The 20,732-nt window shown below is 35.2% G+C and carries 19 protein-coding genes; all 19 read left to right on the forward strand.

What is annotated here, in order from left to right; translation table 11 throughout:
• Positions 1-2 precede the first annotated feature (2 nt).
• Positions 3-1,265 carry an ATP-grasp domain-containing protein gene (locus DWW68_RS10945; protein WP_118589585.1) on the forward strand — a complete coding sequence of 421 codons (1,263 nt, stop codon included), beginning with the start codon at positions 3-5 and terminating at the stop codon, positions 1,263-1,265.
• Positions 1,243-2,382 (forward strand): HpcH/HpaI aldolase/citrate lyase family protein, encoded by a 1,140-nt coding sequence (locus DWW68_RS10950; protein ID WP_118589584.1) that lies wholly within the window; start codon positions 1,243-1,245, stop codon positions 2,380-2,382. Before DWW68_RS10945 ends, DWW68_RS10950 begins: the two co-directional genes overlap by 23 nt.
• Positions 2,383-3,357: an acyltransferase gene (locus tag DWW68_RS10955; RefSeq protein ID WP_118589583.1), complete on the forward strand. Its 975-nt coding sequence runs from the start codon at positions 2,383-2,385 to the stop codon at positions 3,355-3,357.
• The gene (locus DWW68_RS10960; RefSeq protein ID WP_118589582.1) at positions 3,354-3,860 is read left to right on the forward strand and encodes a fumarate hydratase C-terminal domain-containing protein; all 507 of its coding nucleotides are present in this window, start codon (positions 3,354-3,356) and stop codon (positions 3,858-3,860) included. Before DWW68_RS10955 ends, DWW68_RS10960 begins: the two co-directional genes overlap by 4 nt.
• A 14-nt stretch (positions 3,861-3,874) precedes the next feature.
• On the forward strand, positions 3,875-4,729 hold the full coding sequence (locus DWW68_RS10965) for a fumarate hydratase (RefSeq protein ID WP_118589581.1): 855 nt from the start codon (positions 3,875-3,877) through the stop codon (positions 4,727-4,729).
• Positions 4,730-4,743: 14 nt separating this feature from the next.
• On the forward strand, positions 4,744-5,886 hold the full coding sequence (locus DWW68_RS10970) for a DegT/DnrJ/EryC1/StrS family aminotransferase (RefSeq protein ID WP_118589580.1): 1,143 nt from the start codon (positions 4,744-4,746) through the stop codon (positions 5,884-5,886).
• A 197-nt stretch (positions 5,887-6,083) separates the two neighbouring features.
• On the forward strand, positions 6,084-7,766 hold the full coding sequence (locus DWW68_RS10975; protein WP_118589579.1) for a PT domain-containing protein: 1,683 nt from the start codon (positions 6,084-6,086) through the stop codon (positions 7,764-7,766).
• 150 nt (positions 7,767-7,916) lie between these two features.
• A complete protein-coding gene (locus tag DWW68_RS10980) occupies positions 7,917-8,999 on the forward strand; it encodes an acyltransferase (protein WP_118589578.1) in 1,083 nt (360 codons plus the stop codon).
• Positions 9,000-9,030: 31 nt separating this feature from the next.
• A complete protein-coding gene (locus DWW68_RS10985) occupies positions 9,031-10,035 on the forward strand; it encodes a glycosyltransferase (RefSeq protein WP_118589577.1) in 1,005 nt (334 codons plus the stop codon).
• 31 nt (positions 10,036-10,066) lie between these two features.
• On the forward strand, positions 10,067-11,188 hold the full coding sequence (locus tag DWW68_RS10990) for a TDP-N-acetylfucosamine:lipid II N-acetylfucosaminyltransferase (RefSeq protein ID WP_118589576.1): 1,122 nt from the start codon (positions 10,067-10,069) through the stop codon (positions 11,186-11,188).
• Positions 11,189-11,201: 13 nt separating this feature from the next.
• Positions 11,202-12,641 (forward strand): lipopolysaccharide biosynthesis protein, encoded by a 1,440-nt coding sequence (locus tag DWW68_RS10995; RefSeq protein WP_118589575.1) that lies wholly within the window; start codon positions 11,202-11,204, stop codon positions 12,639-12,641.
• A 42-nt stretch (positions 12,642-12,683) separates the two neighbouring features.
• A complete protein-coding gene (locus DWW68_RS11000) occupies positions 12,684-13,211 on the forward strand; it encodes a VanZ family protein (protein WP_118589574.1) in 528 nt (175 codons plus the stop codon).
• An 87-nt stretch (positions 13,212-13,298) separates the two neighbouring features.
• On the forward strand, positions 13,299-14,168 hold the full coding sequence (gene rfbA, locus DWW68_RS11005) for a glucose-1-phosphate thymidylyltransferase RfbA (protein WP_118589573.1): 870 nt from the start codon (positions 13,299-13,301) through the stop codon (positions 14,166-14,168).
• Positions 14,169-14,247: 79 nt separating this feature from the next.
• The gene (rfbB, locus tag DWW68_RS11010) at positions 14,248-15,276 is read left to right on the forward strand and encodes a dTDP-glucose 4,6-dehydratase (protein WP_118589572.1); all 1,029 of its coding nucleotides are present in this window, start codon (positions 14,248-14,250) and stop codon (positions 15,274-15,276) included.
• Between the two features lie 3 nt (positions 15,277-15,279).
• Positions 15,280-16,170: a dTDP-4-dehydrorhamnose reductase gene (rfbD, locus tag DWW68_RS11015; protein WP_118589571.1), complete on the forward strand. Its 891-nt coding sequence runs from the start codon at positions 15,280-15,282 to the stop codon at positions 16,168-16,170.
• Positions 16,157-16,759: a dTDP-4-dehydrorhamnose 3,5-epimerase gene (rfbC, locus tag DWW68_RS11020; protein ID WP_118589570.1), complete on the forward strand. Its 603-nt coding sequence runs from the start codon at positions 16,157-16,159 to the stop codon at positions 16,757-16,759. Before rfbD ends, rfbC begins: the two co-directional genes overlap by 14 nt.
• A 53-nt stretch (positions 16,760-16,812) precedes the next feature.
• Positions 16,813-17,913 (forward strand): glycosyltransferase, encoded by a 1,101-nt coding sequence (locus DWW68_RS11025; protein ID WP_118589569.1) that lies wholly within the window; start codon positions 16,813-16,815, stop codon positions 17,911-17,913.
• A complete protein-coding gene (locus DWW68_RS11030; RefSeq protein ID WP_118589568.1) occupies positions 17,910-19,097 on the forward strand; it encodes a glycosyltransferase in 1,188 nt (395 codons plus the stop codon). The genes DWW68_RS11025 and DWW68_RS11030 overlap by 4 nt, the downstream gene beginning before the upstream one ends.
• 75 nt (positions 19,098-19,172) lie before the next feature.
• Positions 19,173-20,309, forward strand: coding sequence for a glycosyltransferase family 1 protein (locus DWW68_RS11035; RefSeq protein WP_186840673.1), 1,137 nt, complete (start codon positions 19,173-19,175; stop codon positions 20,307-20,309).
• Positions 20,310-20,732: the final 423 nt, after the last annotated feature.

The following is a 20,732-nucleotide window of genomic DNA, read 5'->3' on the forward strand; positions in this document are numbered from 1 at the left end:
CTATGATACAACAAAAAAAGGCAATTGTTCTTGGGGGGACAAATCCCCATATAGAGTTAATAAAACAGTTACAGAAAAGAAATTATTATGTGATTTTAGTTGATTACCTTGAAAATCCACCTGCTAAGAAATATGCAGATGTTCATATACAGGAAAGCACAATGGATCAGGAAACAGTTTTAAAAATTGCTGCTGAAAATAAAGTAGACCTTGTAATAAGCGCCTGTGTGGATCAGGCAAATATTACGGCGTGTTATGTTGCTGAAAAGTTGGGCCTCACAAAACCTTATACATATGATTTGGCGCACAAAATTACCAATAAGGGTTATATGAAAAAAATCATGGTAAAGGAAGGAATACCAACAACTAAATACGTATATTTAGAGCAAAATCAAAACATTGAGAATTTAGAATTAAGATATCCTGTAATTGTAAAACCGGCAGATGCATGTGCTGCTTCAGGGGTAAAAAAGGCGAATGACATAAAGGAATTATCCGTATATTTTGAAGAGGCAAAAAATGTTAGCAGGACAAAAAGCGTAATAGTAGAAGAATTTTTTACGGGAATAGAAGTAAGTGCTTATTGTTTTGTTGAAAATGGAAGCGCCAGGGTTGTAATGATATCTCAACGTATGAGTGTAATTGAAGGGGAGAAAAAAGTCCTAAAGTGTTATGCAACAGTTACGCCACCAAATATTTCAAAAAAAGCATATGAGAAAATAGAAGTAGTAGCTGATAAAATAGCAAAGGCTTTTGGATTAGATAATACTGCTCTTCATGTGCAGTTTTTAATAAATGGTGATGATATAGATGTTATAGAATTTGCACCACGTGTGGGAGGAGGTATAAGCTATTATACAATTTTGCAAAAAACAGGATTTGATATAATTGGTGCCACAATTGATTCATATGAAGAAAAAAAGGTGAAATTATATTTGTCAGATGATGGGTGCTTCTATTCGGTAAATCTTATATATGGGTTACCGGGAATATTTGATCATTTAACAGGCGTTGACGAACTTATAAATGAAGGGGTTATTGAAGGTGTGTTTTATCATAAGACAAAAGGAATGGAAATAGGAAGTGACAGGGCAAGTGCAGGAAGGGTGGCTGCATTTCTTGTAAAGGGAATAACTAAAGAAGAAATGTATAAAAAAATCAAAACTGCCATAGACAGAATTGATGTAATTGACATTGATGGAAATTGCATAATGAGAAAGGATTTGTTTTTAGGTAATTTAGATGAGACATCAGCTATACAATAAAGATTTTAAATTTTATAAAGAACCGGAAGAATTTAATAAATACACAGATATTTCAATGCTTAAATATTGTTTGGGAGCAACGATGTATATGCCGGGAACAAAGGATTTTGCTCAGGCCATTATAGACAGGAAACATCCGGGACTTACCACTATGGTGATGTGCTTTGAAGATGCATGTGAGGAGTCAAAGGTTCCACAGGCAGAGGAAAATTCCATACATCTGTTAGATGTGATTAGTGAAAAAATGGAAAATGGTGAACTTACATATAAGGATATACCTTTGATATTTTTCAGAGTGCGCTCGGTTGAGCAATTCAAGCATTTTAGTTCAATGCTAAAGCCGGAGCATATCAAGGTTATAGCAGGGTTCAACTTTCCTAAATATAACAGCATTAACGGAAAGCAGTATCTGGAACATTTAAAATATTTAAATGAAAAGTTTGGAGAAATAATATACGGAATGCCAATAATTGAAGACAGTCGTGTGGCTTTTAAGGAAACCAGAATGGATGAACTTATGGCTGTAAAGAAAATTATGGATGAATACAAGGAACTAATACTAAATGTTCGTGTAGGAGGAACGGATTTTTCTTCATGCTTTGGCCTTAGAAGAGGAATTGACTATACAATATATGACATCATGACTGTAAGGGACTGCCTTATGGATATTTTAAATGTATTTACAAGGTTTAATGACTATACGGTTTCAGGACCGGTATGGGAGTATTTTAGAGCAAACAAAGATATGAAGTTTAAGGAATTACCGGAAGTAAGTCTTCAGGATACATTGCTTAAAAGGACGACTTTGGTGAACAATGCCGTGGATGGGCTTTTGAGAGAACTTCTCCTTGATCAGGCAAATGGATTTATGGGAAAGACATGTATACATCCTACACATCTTCCATACATCAATGGAATGCTTGCGGTAACGAAGGATGAGTATTTAGATGCCTGCCAGATATTAGAAGCAAAAGGCGGTGTCTTAAAGGGAAGCAAAGGAATGAATGAGGTGGGACCTCATCATAGATGGGCTGAAAAAATTGTTATGAGAGCGAAAGCCTATGGTGTAGTAGAAAACGAGCAAAGCTATTTTGAATTGTTTGGAAAGGAAAAGTAAATGGCACAAAAAAAATACAATTATTGTTTTGATTATCTTAAATGTATTGCATGTATATTTGTGGTGTTTATGCATTGTGAATTTCCGGGAGTTTTTGGAACTGCCGTACAGGCAATATCAAGATTTTGCGTTCCGTTCTTTTTTATGATATCAGGATATTACAGTTACAATACGTCTACGGAAAGCTCAAAGAGAAAAGTAAAAAGAATAGCAAAAATGACAATATATGCATCGGTTTTCTATCTGATTTTTGCTTTGGTACAATGGGCATTGGGACAAAACATTAATCCGGTAAGTAAAAGGGACATTGTTTTGTGGATTTTGTTTAACAGACCGGTAGTAATTGTTGGACAATTGTGGTTTCTTTTTGCACTAATATATGTTTACCTGCTATATTATATTATCCAAAAAAAGAATTTATATAAATTAGCATATTGCACCATTATTGTATTTATAGCTATCTATATTTTTTTTGCACAGGGAATGCATATGTTGGGTAAGGACATGCCGAATTTTCTGTATCGGAATTTCTTAATAGAAGGTTTCCCGTTATTTATGTTGGGGGAATGGATCCATAAGGAAGAAAACAAATTTAATTTCAGCAATAAGGCTATAATTACTGTTATAGTAGCTTCTACGTTAATGTGCTTTTTAGAAAGAGCAGTTATGGGACGGGATTTTGGAATTAATATATCTACATTTGTTCAGGTAATGGCAATATTCATATATGGTATTAATAACAGTGAGAAACACAAAGGAGTTATGCAGGAAATTGGTAAGAAGTGCTCAATGTTTGTATATATATTACATCCTTTTGTGTGGAAGATGCTTGTCATATTAAGTGAAAAGATAAACATTAAGGGAAGTGTTGTATTTAGCTACAGCCTGCCGGTTATGGTTATTATAATTACGCTGGTGCTGGCATGGTATTGTAATAAGATTGTTTTTGAGAGAAAGAAGATAATAGAACAATGATAAAGAAAGTTAAAACACCTATTTCAGATGATACTATTCATAATTTGAACACAGGAGATATGCTGTTAGTTTCGGGCAAAATTTTTTGTGGACGTGATGCGGTACTGCCGAAGATATGCAAAATGCTTGAGGGTAGTGATGCCGAAGATATAAGAAATAAATTAAAGGGAAGCATAATTTTTCATACTGCGGTAAGTCTGGCAGGAGTGGGCCCTACATCCAGTAATAAATTAGAAATAGAAAGCAGCATACCTGCATTATCAGAAGCGGGAGTAAAGATACACCTAGGCAAAGGTCAGATTAGTAAGAAAACCATAGACTCTTTAGACAGGAACAATTCGGTATATGCCGTTATACCACCAGTGACAGCATTGTTGGGGGAAAATACCATATCTCAAAAGCTTGTTGCATTTCCAGAGTTGGGAATGGAGGCGTTTTATGAATTAGAGGTAAAGGATTATCCTATGATAATAGCAGCAGCTCATAATCAAAGTATTTATTAGGAGACATATTGAATATGTATGACGAAAAAATAGTTACAAAGGTATGTGACACATTGGTAAAAGCAGGCTCCACATTCCTTGGAGATAAAAAAGAAGCATATAAAAAGGCAATAGCTAAGGAAACTAATGAGCAGGCAAAATGGACAATGGAAAAAATATTGGAAAATGCCTATGTTGCAGAAAAAAATCAAAGTCCGTTATGTGATGATACAGGTATTCCCCATTTGGTTTTAGAAGTGGGACCGGGTAAAGCCATAACCGGTGAAATGATTGAGTCCATTAAAGAAGGCGTGAGATATGGTCTTAGAAAGCTTCCGGGACGACCAATGGCAATAAAAGGCAATGACAGCCAGAGAATAGACCAGTCCCAGGGGTTAGAGGATGACCCGGGAATGTTAGAGGCGGCACCTATACTTATTAGAAATATTAAAGAGGATAAAATTAAACTTAACATATTAATGTTTGGAGGAGGACCGGCTATACGAGGCAGAACTTACAGGGTTTTTCACAAACACGATACCAATGTTGTATTAGATGAAATTGTGTCATGGGCTAAGGAGGCAACAAAGCAGCTAGGCTGTACCCCATGTACATTGGGAGTAGGAGTTGGACGTTCTAACTATGAGGCAGCTTCAATGATGTTAGAAGCTTTGGTGGATGGCACATATGACAGACAAAGTCCTATGGAAAAATACATTACTGAAAAGGTTAATGAAGAGAGAACCGGACCTTTAGGTCTGGGAGGGGACACCACAGTGCTTGCCACATTTATGAAGGTAGGTCCACAACGTGCCAGCGGAGTCCGTGTGGTATGTTTAAGACCATGTTGTTGCTTTGAACCGAGAATTGCTTCAGTAGAATTAGACTAATTAGGGAGGAATTAATGGACAAAAAGATTTTAGTGACAAGATCATCCATGCCGCCTTTTGAGGAATATGCAGATGAAATAAAGGATATGTGGGACACCCATTGGCTTACTAATATGGGTGTAAAGCACAAGCAGTTAGAAAAGGATCTGGCAGATTATCTTGGGATATCAAAAGAGAATATTGCATTGTTTGTAAACGGTCATCAGGCATTAGAATGTATTTTGGAAGCTTTTCAGTTAGGAAAAGAAAAGAATGCCTGGGGAGAACCTAAAAATGAGGTAATTACAACACCATTTACTTTTGCATCAACTACCCATGCCATTGTGCGCAAGGGGTTAAAACCGGTATTTTGCGATATTAAGGAAGATGATTACACCCTTGATCCGGACAAAATAGAAGCATTGATAACAGACAGAACCTGTGCAATAGTTCCGGTTCATGTATACGGAAATCTTTGTGACACGGAAAAAATTGAAAAGATTGCAAAGAAACATAATCTTAAGGTGATTTATGATGCGGCTCATGCCTTTAGCGTGGAAAAAAACGGGGTAAGCAGTGCAATATTTGGGGATGCCTCAATGTTCAGCTTTCATGCCACTAAGGTATTTAATACTATAGAAGGCGGCGCGGTATGCTTTAAGGATTCATCCATGAAGAAGGTATTAAACGAATGGAAGAACTTTGGCATTACAGGTCCGGAAACTACTGAATTTATAGGTGGGAATGCCAAAATGAATGAATTTGCGGCGGCTATGGGAATCTGTAATTTAAGGCATCTAGACCATGAGATAGAGAAGAGAAAACGGGTTTTTGAACAGTATGTTAAAAATCTCTATGGAGTTGCAGGAATAAAACTGAACCTTGGTCAAAACGCAGTAAAAAGCAACTATGCTTATTTTCCGGTTTTATTTGACAAAGATAAATTCGGAAAAAGCAGGGATGAAGTATTTGATTTGCTGGCAGAACATGGAATTGGAGCAAGGAAATATTTCTATCCTTTAACTAATTCTTATGAATGTTATGAGGGAATGTTTGATGTTAAAGATACTCCTGTGGCTTATAAAGTATCTTTACAGGTGCTTACATTACCAATATATTCAGATTTGAAAATAGATGACGTAGACAGGATTTGTGAAATTATTCTAAATAATTGTTAAAACAAATAATGAAAAATATATAAAATGTGCATACATAAATTGATAAATAAAAAAATATGAAACATAGGTGTTATATTTTTACCAAGGTACTCATATTTTTTTGTGAAAAATTTATATTTAAGTCTTTAAAAAAATTTGGTAATATGGTAATATAACTCATATGGTTATGTCCGAGTTAAAAGGAAGGAGAAGGTATAATGAAGAAATTTTTAGCAATTTTATTCTCGGTAGTGGTAACATTAGGCGCGATCACAGTTTTGGGGGCAAACGTAAATGATCCATATGAATTCGACGGAGACGTTATAACTAACCCGTTCTGGTGGTTATATACAACGGAAGCTCCAGAGACAGAAACAGAACCGACTACAGTTGGAGCAAACTGGGTTTTGGTAGGACAGAATTCAAACAATAATTACTACTATGACAAAGCAAACATGACAGTTAATGAGGTGGTTAGCATTCAGCAGCCTGGATGGGCATCTGAGTTAGGTATTTACCTTAACGTATCTGAAGCAATCACAAGTGTAACAGTGAACGGCGTTTCACAGAACGTAGCATCAATTGACGGAGCAGGTGCAGTAGTATACTTATCAGCACTTACTCAGGATGTAAACGAAGTTATTGTTAAGTATGGTAACAATACAGCAAAAGTTTTATTTAAGAAGGAAGCACTTTCTGAAACAGAGGCTCCAACAGAGAAGCCAACAGAAGCTCCTACAGAGGCTCCAACAGAGAAGCCAACAGTAGCACCTGTTGAGTTAAAGATTACAAGCCAGCCACAGAACCTTACAGCTAAGGCTGGTGAAAAGGCAGTATTTAGCCTTAAAGCAGAAGGTGAAGGACTTACATATCAGTGGCAGGTATTTAGTTCATCAAATGTATGGGCTAATACATCAATTGCAGGAAATAAGACAAACAGAATTTCATTTACAATACCTGCATCATACAAGACAAAGCAGTACAGATGTATCGTTAGCGATAAGTATGGAAACAGCGTTACATCAGATGTTGCAGTATTGACAGTTGGTGAAACAGTTGAAGGCTTAACAATTACAAAACAGCCACAGAGCATTACAGCACCTGTTGGAAAGAAAGTAAGCTTTAATGTTGTTGCAGCAGGAAGCGATAAGATTACATATCAGTGGCAGACAAGTTCTAACGGAACAACATGGAAGAACACAAAAGTTGCAGGTCATAATACAGCAAAGATCACATTAACAATTCCTGCAACATATACAGTAAAATATTACAGAGTAATAGTTACAGATGCTACAACAGGTAAGTCAGTTACATCTGATGCAGCAAAACTTACAGTTGGTAATAGAAATTTAGCTATAACATCACAGCCTGCTAACGTTACAGCAGGAGCAGGAAATAAGGCAACATTTAAGGTTGTAGCAACAGGAACAGGTCTTACATATCAGTGGCAGACAAGTTCTGATGGAACAACATGGAATAATACTAAGGTTTCAGGACACAATACAGATACAATTTCATTGGTAATTCCTGCATCATACAAGGTAAAATACTACAGAGTAATAGTTACAGATGTAACAGGAGCAAGTGTTACATCAAGTGCAGCTAAGTTAACAGTTGGAAAAGAAGGATTAGCTATAACATCACAGCCAAAGGATTTAGTAGCAAAGGCTGGAGCAACAGCTAAGTTTAGTGTAAGTGCAGTTGGTGCAAACCTTACATATCAGTGGCAGACACTTAACGCATCTGGAAGTTGGGTAAATACATCAATCGCAGGAAATAAGACAAATACAATTTCATTTAAAATACCTGCATCATACAAGACAAAACAGTATAGATGTATCGTTAAAGATGGAAGTGGAAATACAGTAATTTCAGATGTAGCTACACTTACAGTACAGTAATTTAGCAATTATATTAAGAATATAAAGGGTTGTCATCTTAGTATGGCAACCTTTTTCTTTGACTATGAGAATGTCAGATTTTGTGTTAGAATAGTATATTGTATGAACGAAAGTATTAAATAGTTGGTTGACGAATAAAGGAATCGGTTAATGAAGGAAAGAAGCTCTAACTTAGAAATATTAAGAATAGTGGCAATGTTAATAATAATTGCGCATCATTATGTAGTGAATTCAGGGATTGTTCAGTTATATGATTATAGCAATATAACAGCGAATATGATATTTCTGCAGTTCTTTGGATTTGGAGGAAAAATGGCAATTAACATATTTGTGTTAATAAGCAGTTATTTTATGTGCCAATATAAACTGACATGGAAGAAAGTGTTAAAGCTATATTTGGAAGTGAAATTCTATGCTATTGTCATTTATATAATTTTTGTTATAACAGGATATGATGTTTTATCTTTAAGACGCATAGTAAGAGTTTTATTCAATATGATTTATGGTGTCAATGTTTCGTTTATGGGGTCTTTTTTGGCATTCTATATGTTGATTCCATTTTTAAATCGGATGAGAAAAGCACTAAAGAGAGAAATGCATTTGAAATTATGCGGTATACTGTTGTTTATATATACCATTATATCCACGTTTTCCATAATGAATGACACCTGGAATTACATTGGATGGTATGTCACGCTTTATTTTATTGCATCATATATAAGAATTTATCCAAACAAGTATACACAAAGTATAAAATATGGAATGATATTGATGGCGGGTTCATTGGTGCTGATATTTGCCAGTATTTTATGTGTGGATTTTGTTGGTTACAAAATTGCAGGTTTTGAACAGCCGTACTATATGGTGGTAGATAGCAACAAATTACTGGCACTAACATGTGCAATGGGATTCTTTTTAACTTTCAAAAATATTAAAATACGTAATAATAAATATGTAAATATGGTTTCGGCATCTACCTTTGGAATATTCCTTATTCACACCCAGGGAAGGGCAATGACAAGGTTTTTGTGGCAAACGGTTTTTGATAACTGTAAATATTATGATTCAAAATGGCTGTCGCTACATGCCGTTCTATCAGTTTTTTGTGTTTTTCTTGTATGCATGATAATTGATATGTTAAGAAAAAGGTTTTTGGAAAAGCCAATAATGAATAAATTGTCTAAGATAGAGTCTCTTAATAAGGAATGTTTTGCGGAAAGAAAACAGAATTAGTATATGAAAAAATAGCAAAAGAGGATTAGAAATGATGGAATTATCTGTAATTATACCTGTTTATAAAATTAATGAAAAAATGCTTAGGGAATGCATTGAGAGTTTAACTAAACAAGATATTGCAGAAATGGAAATTATAATTGTAGATGACGGCTCTCCCGATAACTGTGGAAAAGTATGTGACGAGTATGCGGACAGGGATAAGAACATTAAGGTTATTCATAAAAAAAATGAAGGTGTTTCAATAGCAAGAAATGTGGGAATTGAAACTGCAAGAGGGCAATATATATGTTTTGTTGACCCGGATGATAAAATCAGAAAGAAATCCTTAGGAGATGTATTGAACAAAGCAAGAGAAAAAAATGCTGATATATTATGCTTTAAATATATGGTAGCCGGTGAAGAAAAGTCAGATGATGGCTCATTAGATTTAAGAGATATTACTCCCGATATTGAAAAAATAAACAGAAGTATCCTGGAAATGAAGGACAATGAATATAACTATGGAGCATGTTGGGGAAAAATAATAAAAAAAAGTTTCATAGATGATAATAATCTTAGATTTGTTAGGGGAATACAAAAAGCTCAGGATAGAATATTTATGTTTGACTGCTATAATAAAAATCCTATGGCTTTTTCTTATGATTTTTATGGATATATATATACAACGGATAATGACTCTAGTATATGTAATAGGTTAAATGTGAAAATAGTTGATATATTGGAAAAAACTTATTATGAATTTAAAAAACATATTGAGAATATAAAAGATATTGATTATAGTTGTGAGTTGAATTATCTGCTGGTGGCATTCCTTATGGAGTATAATTATTTGATGTTGGGAAAGAAGGAATACAAAAAGAGAAGCCAGAGAGCCGGAGAATTAAGAAAAATTCTTGAAAAAGATGATTATCAAAATGCAATTAGAACGGTTGACTTAAGCAGAATGAGAAAAAAAAGTCAGGTTATGTGCCTGTTGCTTAGGCTTAAATTGTATTATGTCTGCATTTTTATGTTTGAAATATCAGGAAAATAAAGAAGAATCTTTGAGGAAAGGTTAGATTATTATGAGAACAATTCATATTATGAGAAAAGAGAAGTTTACAAAATCAATATCAGAATTTTATGATAAATATTTTGCCAATGATGGACATGCAATACTGTATTTGAGAGAAGGTCAGGAGACTATGCTAAATGATAGTCTGTCTATAGAGCAAAAGGAAATGTTTTGGGATTCTTCAGTTAAGTCTACGGTAAAACTTCTCAATATAGTAAAAAAATATGATTGTATAGTGCTCCATTCCCTGTTTTTAGATGATAAAGCTAAGGGATTATTTTTATTAAACAGAAGTGTAATGAAGAAATTAATATGGATAGAGTGGGGGTTTGATTTATATTCATGGAGAGGAGAGTGGACAGGAATAAATAAGGCCATCCATGAATACCTAAATACGACATTTAGAACTAAAGTTTATGCAATGGTGGGAATATTTCCACCTGATTGTGATTATTATAGAAACGAATATCCGGAATCCAAAACCAAGGTATTTTATGCACCGTATTGTTCTGCAAAGGTGGCTAAGGAATTGCAGGATTATACACCATATAGACAGTTGAGGGATAGCAGAGAGAAGGGGCAGGAAATATACATACAGGTAGGGCATAATGCTATGGAAAGCCTCAACCATAAGGAAGTTCTCGATTCTCTAAAACATTTTGCGGAAGAAAAAATAAAGATATTTTTGCCTTTAAGTTATGGAAATGACAATGACAAATATGCAACGGAAGTTGCAGAATATGCGGAAAAGCTATTTCCGGGCAAGATTATGGCACTAAAAGATTTTATGAAGGCAGATGAATATTTTGAATTGATGAAAAGAATAGATATTGCAATTTTTGATACGCAACGTCAGTGTGGATTGGGAAATATCAATAGAATGGTGTGCAGAAATGTTAAATTATATATGCCAAAAGATAGTGTAATGTATAAGTATTTTAGGGAAAACGGGGTACCTATACAGGATTGCAATGATATTGAAAATCTAAGTTTTCAGGAATTTATTTCTGATTTTGAAATAACAGATCAGGAAGAATTTAACAAATTTATTTTACATTTTTCGGACATGTCTGCTAAGGTTGAAAAGTGGAAAAATATTTATAACAGTGTGACTGAAAAATACAATAGATAAAGGGGAATTTTAAATGGATAATATGACAAGTAGAACGAATATTACTAAAAATTTCTTTTGGAGATTCGCTGAAAGATGTGGAGCGCAGGGCATAGCGTTTGTTGTATCTATTGTTCTTGCACGTCTTTTAGCACCGGAGGCATATGGTGTTATTGCATTGGTAACGGTATTTACAAATATTTTAAATGTATTTGTTGATAGCGGAATGGGCAATGCACTTATACAAAGAAAGAATGCAGATGACACGGATTTCTCAACGGTATTCTTTTTCAACATGTTACTGTGTATAGTTTTATATGCAGGGATGTTTGTTGCGGCACCGTGGATAGCGGCATTTTATGAAAATCCGGAATTAACGGCAGTGGTAAGAGTGCTGAGTCTTACGTTAATAATATCCGGTGTTAAAAATGTACAGCAGGCATATGTGTCAAGGACTATGCAGTTTAAAAAGTTTTTCTTCTCAACATTGGGAGGAACAATTGGTTCTGCAGTTGTGGGAATTGCCATGGCATATGCCGGATTTGGAGTGTGGGCATTAGTTGCACAGCAGATATTCAACCAAACAGTAGACACAATAATTTTATGGATAACAGTAAAGTGGAGACCAAAGTTAAAGTTCTCTTTTAAAAGGCTAAAGGGATTATTTGCATATGGTTGGAAGTTATTGGCATCATCACTGTTGGATACCGTGTACAATAATATTCGCCAGGTAATAATAGGCAAAGTGTATTCATCTGCTGATTTGGCATACTATAACAAAGGAAAACATTTACCATATCTGGTAATCACAAATGTAAACGTTGCCATAGATAGCGTGTTATTTCCGGCGATCTCTTCTAAGCAGGATGAAATAGACAGGGTAAAAGCCATGACCAGACGTGCCATAAAAACAAGTAGTTTTATAATATGGCCGATAGTTCTTGGATTGGCGGCATGCGCGGAGCCGGTTGTTAGAATTTTGCTTACTGAAAAGTGGATGAAGTGCGTACCTTTTTTGAAAATATTTTGCTTTACATATGGATTTTGGCCTATACATACAGCTAATTTGAATGCAATAAAAGCTGTGGGAAGAAGTGATATATTTTTAAAATTGGAAATTATAAAGAAGACAATTGGAATTATTTCTATTTTAATATCAATGCCTTTTGGAGTATTGGCAATGGCAATGGCATATTTGATAACTTCGCCGTTGAGCGCAATTGTAAACGCTACACCAAACAGAAAATTGTTGGGGTATAAATACAGAGAACAGTTAGCTGATATGCTGCCATCTATGTTGCTGGGAGCTTTTATGGCTATGGTTGTATATGCTATTGGAAAAATAAATCTAAATGATTTTGCATTGTTGCCAATACAGGTAATTGTTGGTGCTGTGATATACATTGCAGGAGCAAAGCTTTTGAAATTTGAAAGCTTAAATTATATATTATCAATAGTAAAAAAGAAGCGTTAATAGACTGTATACCTGTACTGGCAGGGAGGATGTTTTCAGATAATGGATGAAATAATAGAAAGATTCTTTGAACATATAGAAACATTGCTTTTTAGGTTAATAGAAGCTGCCCCATTTGGAATTCCAATTAGCATATTGGTGATTGTATTAATGCTGGTATATGAAAAGGTATTAAACAGAAGGATAACAAATAAGAAAATGTATATTGCACTGTGTATATACATGACAGTTATTTTATATATGACCTTATTTTCCAGAAAAATAGGAAGTATAAGTAAAATTGACCTGATTCCATTTAACACCGCAGGTGGTGTCAGGTATATAATTTTATATGCCGTTGCCAATGCTTTGGTGTTTATACCTCTTGGAACATTACTCCCTTTTGTGTGGAACAGGGCAAAGAACGTTAAAGTATGCGTTCTTATGGGGTTTTTTATGAGTCTGTTTATTGAAACAATGCAACTGATTTTGTGTTGTGGAGTAGTTCAGACAGAGGATTTAATAATGAATACCTTAGGCACGTACATAGGTTATATATTATACCGCGTAATAAAAAACAAGAGGGCATGAAGTGCTCTCTTTAATTGACTATTGAAAGCCTATTTTATAAATGATAAAATATCATAGAATAAATATAAAAAACAAAGGAAGTCAGATATGAAGGGAATTATTTTAGCAGGTGGTTCAGGAACGAGACTGTATCCACTGACTATGGTAACATCAAAGCAGTTGTTACCTATATATGACAAACCGATGATTTATTATCCGTTGTCAGTTCTTATGACAGCAGGAATTAGAGATATAATGATAATATCCACGCCGGAAGACACACCGAGATTTAAGGAATTATTGCAGGACGGAAGCCGCTTTGGCATTAATTTAACTTATGCTGTGCAACCAAGCCCTGATGGATTAGCACAGGCATTTATTATAGGTGCGGATTTTATCGGTGATGACAGCGTTGCCATGATTTTGGGCGATAATATATTTACAGGTCACGGACTAACGGAGAAGCTTAGAGATGCAGCAAACATAAAAAACGGTGCTAAGGTATTTGGTTACTATGTAGATGATCCGGAAAGATTTGGAATTGTGGAATTTGATGAAAATGGACGGGCTATATCCATTGAAGAAAAGCCGGAACATCCAAAGAGCAATTATTGTGTAACAGGGCTTTATTTTTATGACAATAAAGTGGTTGATTATGCTAAGAGATTAAAACCTTCTGCCAGAGGTGAACTGGAAATAACAGATTTAAATGCAATGTATCTTAACAATAATGAATTAGATGTGGAATTGTTAGGACAGGGATTTACATGGTTGGATACGGGAACTCATGAGAGTCTGGTGGAAGCTACTAACTTTGTAAAGACGATGGAAGAACATCAGCACAGAAAGATAGGATGCCCTGAGGAAATCGCATATTTAAATGGCTGGATTTCCAGGGAAGAGGTTATTCAGGCATATGAAATGATGAAGAAAAATGAGTATGGCAGATACCTTAAAGATGTTGTTGATGGAAAATGAGTATGGCAGATACCTTAAAGATGTTGTTGATGGAAAATACATAGAAATGTTAAAGGAATTAAGATAAGGAAAAAGAATTATGAATATAATAGTTACAGGTGGAGCAGGATTTATTGGAAGCAATTTTGTATATTTAGAGTTGGAGAAGCATCCGGAGGACAGAATAATATGTCTTGACAAGCTTACATATGCAGGAAATCTTGCAACATTAGAAGAAGCCATGAAGAACCCTAACTTTAGATTTGTTAAGGGAGATATTGCAGATAAGGAATGTGTTGAGAAATTATTTGAGGAGGAACATCCGGATATTATTGTAAACTTTGCAGCTGAGTCTCACGTAGACCGCTCAATTGAGGATCCGGGAATTTTCCTTAAGACAAATATAATGGGAACGCAGGTGTTAATGGATGCCTGCAGAAAATACGGAATAAAGAGATACCATCAGGTATCAACTGATGAAGTATATGGGGATTTGCCTTTAGACAAACCTGATTTATTCTTTACAGAGGAAACTCCTATACATACATCATCACCATATTCAGCGTCAAAGGCAGGTGCGGATTTGCTGGTAATGGCATATCATAGAACTTTTGGGCTTCCTGTTACAATAACAAGATGTAGCAATAACTATGGACCATATCATTTTCCGGAGAAACTGATTCCACTTATTATTTCGAGAGCTTTGGCAAATGAAACATTGCCGGTATATGGAAAAGGTGAAAATATAAGAGACTGGCTCTATGTAAAGGATCACTGTAGTGCCATTGATTTAGTAATGAGAAATGGCAGAGAGGGAGAAATATATAATGTAGGCGGTCACAACGAAAAGAGCAATTTGGAAGTTGTAAAAACAGTAATTAAGCAGCTGGGAAAACCGGAAAGCCTTATAACTTTTGTAACAGACAGACCGGGACATGACATGAGATATGCAATTGACCCTACAAAAATACATAATGAGTTGGGCTGGCTGCCGGAAACTAAATTTGAAGACGGAATAAGAATGACCATTGACTGGTATTTAAATAACAGAGAATGGTGGGAAAATATCATAAGCGGAGATTACCGCAATTATTTTGAAAAGATGTATGTTGAAAAGGACAGAGCATAGAAGATGAAGTTACTGGTAACAGGAGTAAAAGGTCAGCTGGGATTTGACCTTATGAATGAACTGAAAAAAAGAGGTCATCAGGCAGTAGGTGTAGACGTGGAAGAAATGGACATCACTGATGAGGTGGCAGTTAATAAAACAATAAAGGAAATTAATCCTGATGTGGTTATTCACTGTGCAGCATGGACGGCGGTGGACGCTGCGGAAGATGAAGAGAATGTACCAAAGGTAATGGCTGTAAATGCTACAGGTACTGAAAACATTGCCAAGGTGTGCAACGAAATTAATTGCAAAATGGTTTACATAAGTACAGACTATGTATTTAACGGTCAGGGAGAGACTCCGTGGCAGCCGGAGGATGAGAGGAATCCTCTTAATGTGTACGGAAATTCAAAATATTTAGGAGAGCTGGCAGTACAAAAGTATATAGAGAAGTATTTTATAGTAAGAATTGCATGGGTGTTTGGAATTAACGGAAAGAATTTTATTAATACGATGCTCAATTTGGGGCTTACCCATGACAGACTGACGGTAGTTTCAGACCAGATAGGGACTCCGACTTATACCTATGATTTGTCAAGGTTGTTAGTGGATATGGCAGAAAGTGAAAAGTATGGCATATATCATGCAACAAATGAAGGCGGATATATCAGCTGGTATGATTTTACAGTGGAAATAATGAAACAGGCTGCTAAATATAATGATAAGTATAGTAAGGTGGAGGTTTTACCGGTAGGAAGTGATATGTATCCCGCTAAAGCCAAAAGACCGTCTAACAGCAGAATGGATAAATCAAAGCTTAAGAATCAAGGCTTTGAACCACTGCCGGATTGGAAAGATGCACTTTCAAGATATTTACAGCAGAAAATGGAGATAGAAAATGGGACAAATTAAAGTAACGAAATGTGATATAGAAGGTTTATGTGTGATAGAGCCTACAGTTCATGGAGATGACAGAGGATATTTCATGGAAACCTACAATTTAAACGATATGAAGGAAGCCGGACTTGACATGGTTTTTGTTCAGGATAATCAGTCTATGAGCACAAAGGGTGTTTTAAGAGGATTACATTACCAGAAGGAATATCCTCAGGGTAAGTTAGTAAGAGTTATAAAGGGAACGGTTTTTGACGTGGCTGTGGATTTAAGAAGAGATTCAAAGACATATGGCAAGTGGTATGGTGTGGAACTGTCAGAAGAAAACAAGAAACAGTTCTATATTCCTGAAGGATTTGCCCATGGATTTCTGGTGCTGTCAGATGAAGCAGAGTTTTGCTACAAGGTAACGGATTTTTATCATCCGGGAGATGAAGGAGGTCTTGCATGGAATGACCCTGAAATAGGCATAAAGTGGCCTAAGGTAATAGGGGAATATAGTGGAAGCACATCACCTAAAGGGTATAAAATGGAAGATGGAACCCTACTTAATCTAAGTGACAAGGATAAACAGATGAAAGGGTTTAAGGAAACATTTAGATTTTAGTATAAAATAGTATTAAGTCACCTGAAAATTTTGACTTTAAATGAGGATAATACATGAATAAAAAGAAAAAAGTTTTACATTTAGTTGAGGCTATGGGTGGAGGAGTATTTACATATTTAGTGGAATTAGCCAATGGCATGAGCGATGAATTTGATGTATCCATTGCTTTTGGTATGCGAAAAGAAACCCCGGAAAACTATGAGGACTATTTTAATGAGGGTATTAAACTTATTAAGGTTGAGAACTTTACCAGAAGTTTAAATGTGGTAAAAGACATTAAGGCATATATTGAATTAAGAAAGATTGTAAAAAAAGAAAAGCCGGATATAATTCATCTTCATTCATCTAAGGCGGGGGCGCTGGGAAGATTGCTTGTGGGAACAGGAAAAGCAAAGATGTTTTACACCCCTCATGGTTACAGTTTCCTAATGGAAAATGAGTCAGGGATTAAACAACAGATTTATAAAACTATGGAAAAAATCCTTGGAAAAAGAAAATGCCTTACAGTGGCATGTGGAAAAAGTGAGTGGGAGCAAAGCAGGATAGTTACCAAAAATTCCACATATATTAGCAATGGAGTAAACATAGACAAACTTAATGCTAATTTGATTAATGCTAATGAGCAGAATTTAGAGGATTTTAATATAAAGAAGAATGTTTTTACGGCCTATACCGTAGGAAGGATTAATTACCAGAAGTGGCCGGAATTGTTTAACGAAATTGCACAAAAATTGCCGGAAATGCAGTTTGTATGGATAGGTGATGGGGATATGCGTGATAAGCTGACGGCTGACAACATAGTTATTACAGGCTGGCTGGAACATAAAGAGGCAATGGAATTAAGCACAAAGTTTGATACGTTTATTCTGGCTTCGAGATATGAAGGGTTGCCTATTTCACTGTTAGAGGCAATGTATATGAAAAAAGCCTGTGTGGTTAGCAATGTAGTGGGAAATCGTGATGTAATAAAGAATGATTATAATGGTTACATTTGCGATGAAACAGATCAGTTTGTAGAGGCGTTAAAAGACATAGAAAAGGGAAACAGTGACAAGCTGATAGAACAGGCATATTCAGATATATTAAATGAGTTTAACAGCAAGTGCCTGTGTAATAAATATAAAGAAGTATATAATGAAAGTAGAAGCAAATGAAGAAAATAAATGTTCTTGTGCTGATAACTGTCATGGATAGAGCCGGGGCTGAAACCATGATGATGAATTATCTTAGAAATATTAATAGGGAAAAAATTCATATGGATTTTCTCATAAACAGAGAACAAAAAGCTGATTATGAGGATGAAATAGAAAAATTAGGTGGCAGAATTTATCATATGTGCCCTTTATATCCGGGCAAATTCCATAGATATAAAAAGGAATTCAGGAATTTCTTAGAAGAACATCCGGGATATGATGTTATTCATTCAAATCTTGAAGAAAGAAGTTACTTTGCCTTTAAAATTGCAAAGAAAATGGGAATCCCCGTAAGAGTTGCCCATGCTCATTCGGCTCCGTGTGGTCGTAATATGAAAATGATTATGAGGCTGTATTTTAGAAGGAAGCTTCAGAAGTATTGTACTCACAAAGTGGCATGTGGTGAAAAAGCGGCAAAATGGCTTTTCGGAAGTGATGCAGACCTGGTAGAAATGGAAAGTTTCGTAAAGGGAGAAAAACATTCAAAAAATACTGTGGTTTTAATGAAGAATGCCGTTGACACTGATAAGTTCAGTTATTCAACAGATGTAAGGGAAAAAGTACGAAAAAAAATGAAGATAAGCAGAGATACTTTGGTTATTGGACATGTAGGCAGATTTACACATGATAAGAACCAAAGTTTTTTAATTGATATATTTAAAAATGTTAATATCCTCAATAAAAAATCCGCAATGATGTTAATAGGTGGAGGGAAACCTAAAGAGGAAATTAGCTATAAAGAAGAAATTGAGAGAAAAGTGCAGCAGTCAGGACTTAAGGGCAAAGTTAAGCTTTTAGGGGTAAGGGAAGATATAAATGAGCTAATGCAGGCAATGGATATATTGGTGATGCCTTCTAGAACAGAGGGATTTCCGGTGACATTGGTGGAAGCACAGGCGGTGGGACTTTGCTGTTTAGTTTCAGATGCCGTGGGCTATGACATAAATATGACAGAAAAAATCCAGTATAAATCATTAGAAGAGGATGCTTCTCAGTGGGCACAAAAAATATTATCCATGACAGCCGATGGTCAAAATCGGGAAGCTGAAAGCATCCTAATGAAAGAAAAAGTGATTGAGAGAGGATATGAAATAGCGGATGCAGCTAAGGATTTAGAGGCATTTTATGAGTACCTTGCCGGATAAAATATATTGTGACAAAAGCAGGATGAATGAAGTTATTGAAAATTGCAGTAAAAGATAAAAAGGGAGCAGAAATACATGGAACCAATTCACGTTTTAGTGCTTGATACGGTTATGGACCGTGGTGGGGCTGAAGCTATGATTATGAATTATATGAGAAATATAGATAGGGATATCATTAAATTTGATTTTCTTACAAACAGGGATTACAGGGCTGCATACGAGGATGAGATAGAGCAGCTAGGTGGTAAGATTTATCATATGTGCCCTATGTATCCGAAATATTTTAGGCAATATAAAAAGGAAGTTTATAACTTTTTAAAAGAACATCCGGAATATAAAATTGTACATTCAAATCTTGAGGAGAGAAGTTATTTTCCGTTAAAAGAAGCAAAAAAAGCAGGAGTTCCTGTAAGAATCTCCCATTCCCACAACCGCCCATTGGGAGTGGATTTGAAACTGATTATGAGGTATTATTTCAGGTTTATGCTTAAATACTATAATACTCATATGTTTGCCTGTGGTATTGAGGCGGGGGACTGGCTTTATGGAAAGAAAAACAGAAATAATGTTATTATAATGAAGAATGCCATTGACGCAAATCAGTACAGATATAATGAAGAAACTCAAAACCGTATGCGGGAAGAACTGGGAATTTCAGGTAAAAAGGTTATAGGTCATGTTGGACGTTTCTTTCCGCAGAAGAATCATACTTTTTTAATTGATATATTTAAAGCTGTTCATGACAGAGATAAGAATACGGTGCTTCTTTTAGTAGGTGGCGGAGAGGCAGATGATACTTTAAAAAATCAGATTCGCCATAAAGTAAAGGATTTAGGTCTGGAAGACTCAGTAAAGTTTTTGGGAGTAAGGGAAGATGTGGAAAAAGTGGTGCAGGCTTTTGATGTGTTCCTTCTGCCATCACTTTTTGAAGGATTGCCGGTGACTATGGTGGAGGCACAGGCAGCAGGCTTACCATGTGTAATTTCAGACAAAGTTCCTATACAATGTGATATTACAGGAAATGTTAAAGTTGTATCCTTAGAGGATGCTCCCGAAAAGTGGGCAGAAGTGATTGATGATGTGCTTAAAAATTTTAAGAAAAAAGATACATATGAAACAATAATTAATGCCGGATTTGACATTAAGGAAAATGCAAAGTGGTTGAAGGATTTTTATGTGGAGGCGCTTAAAGAAGCCGGAAAAAATAATTAGAAAATGAAAAAGTAGAAAATCCATGTGGGAGATGGCTCGTACATGGATTTTTTGTTTGCTGATAATTACTGAATACATAGAGGTGGCAAAAAAACTTAGACAATTAAGTGTTTAAAATGTCTATAGATAACAAAATGACACTTATTATAGAAAAGAATATATTGAAGATAAAACATAATATAAAAACAACTTGACAACACAACAAAATATATGTATTATAATAAATGTAAGATGTAAATAAAATACTACAAAGTAAGAACGGATAAATACAAATTAAATATTTGAGCAGGCGCAATGGTGGTTTGTACTTTATGATGTTTATATTGTGCTATTGTAATTTTTTTACATCCGGTGTATACTATAAAAAGAATAAGAAAAACTAATAGTATACACCTCGAAATATTAAAGGAAAGAGGTGTTATA

The organism is Eubacterium sp. AF16-48 (assembly GCF_003479405.1).
GTDB classification, from domain to species: Bacteria; Bacillota; Clostridia; order Lachnospirales; family Lachnospiraceae; genus Eubacterium_G; species Eubacterium_G segne.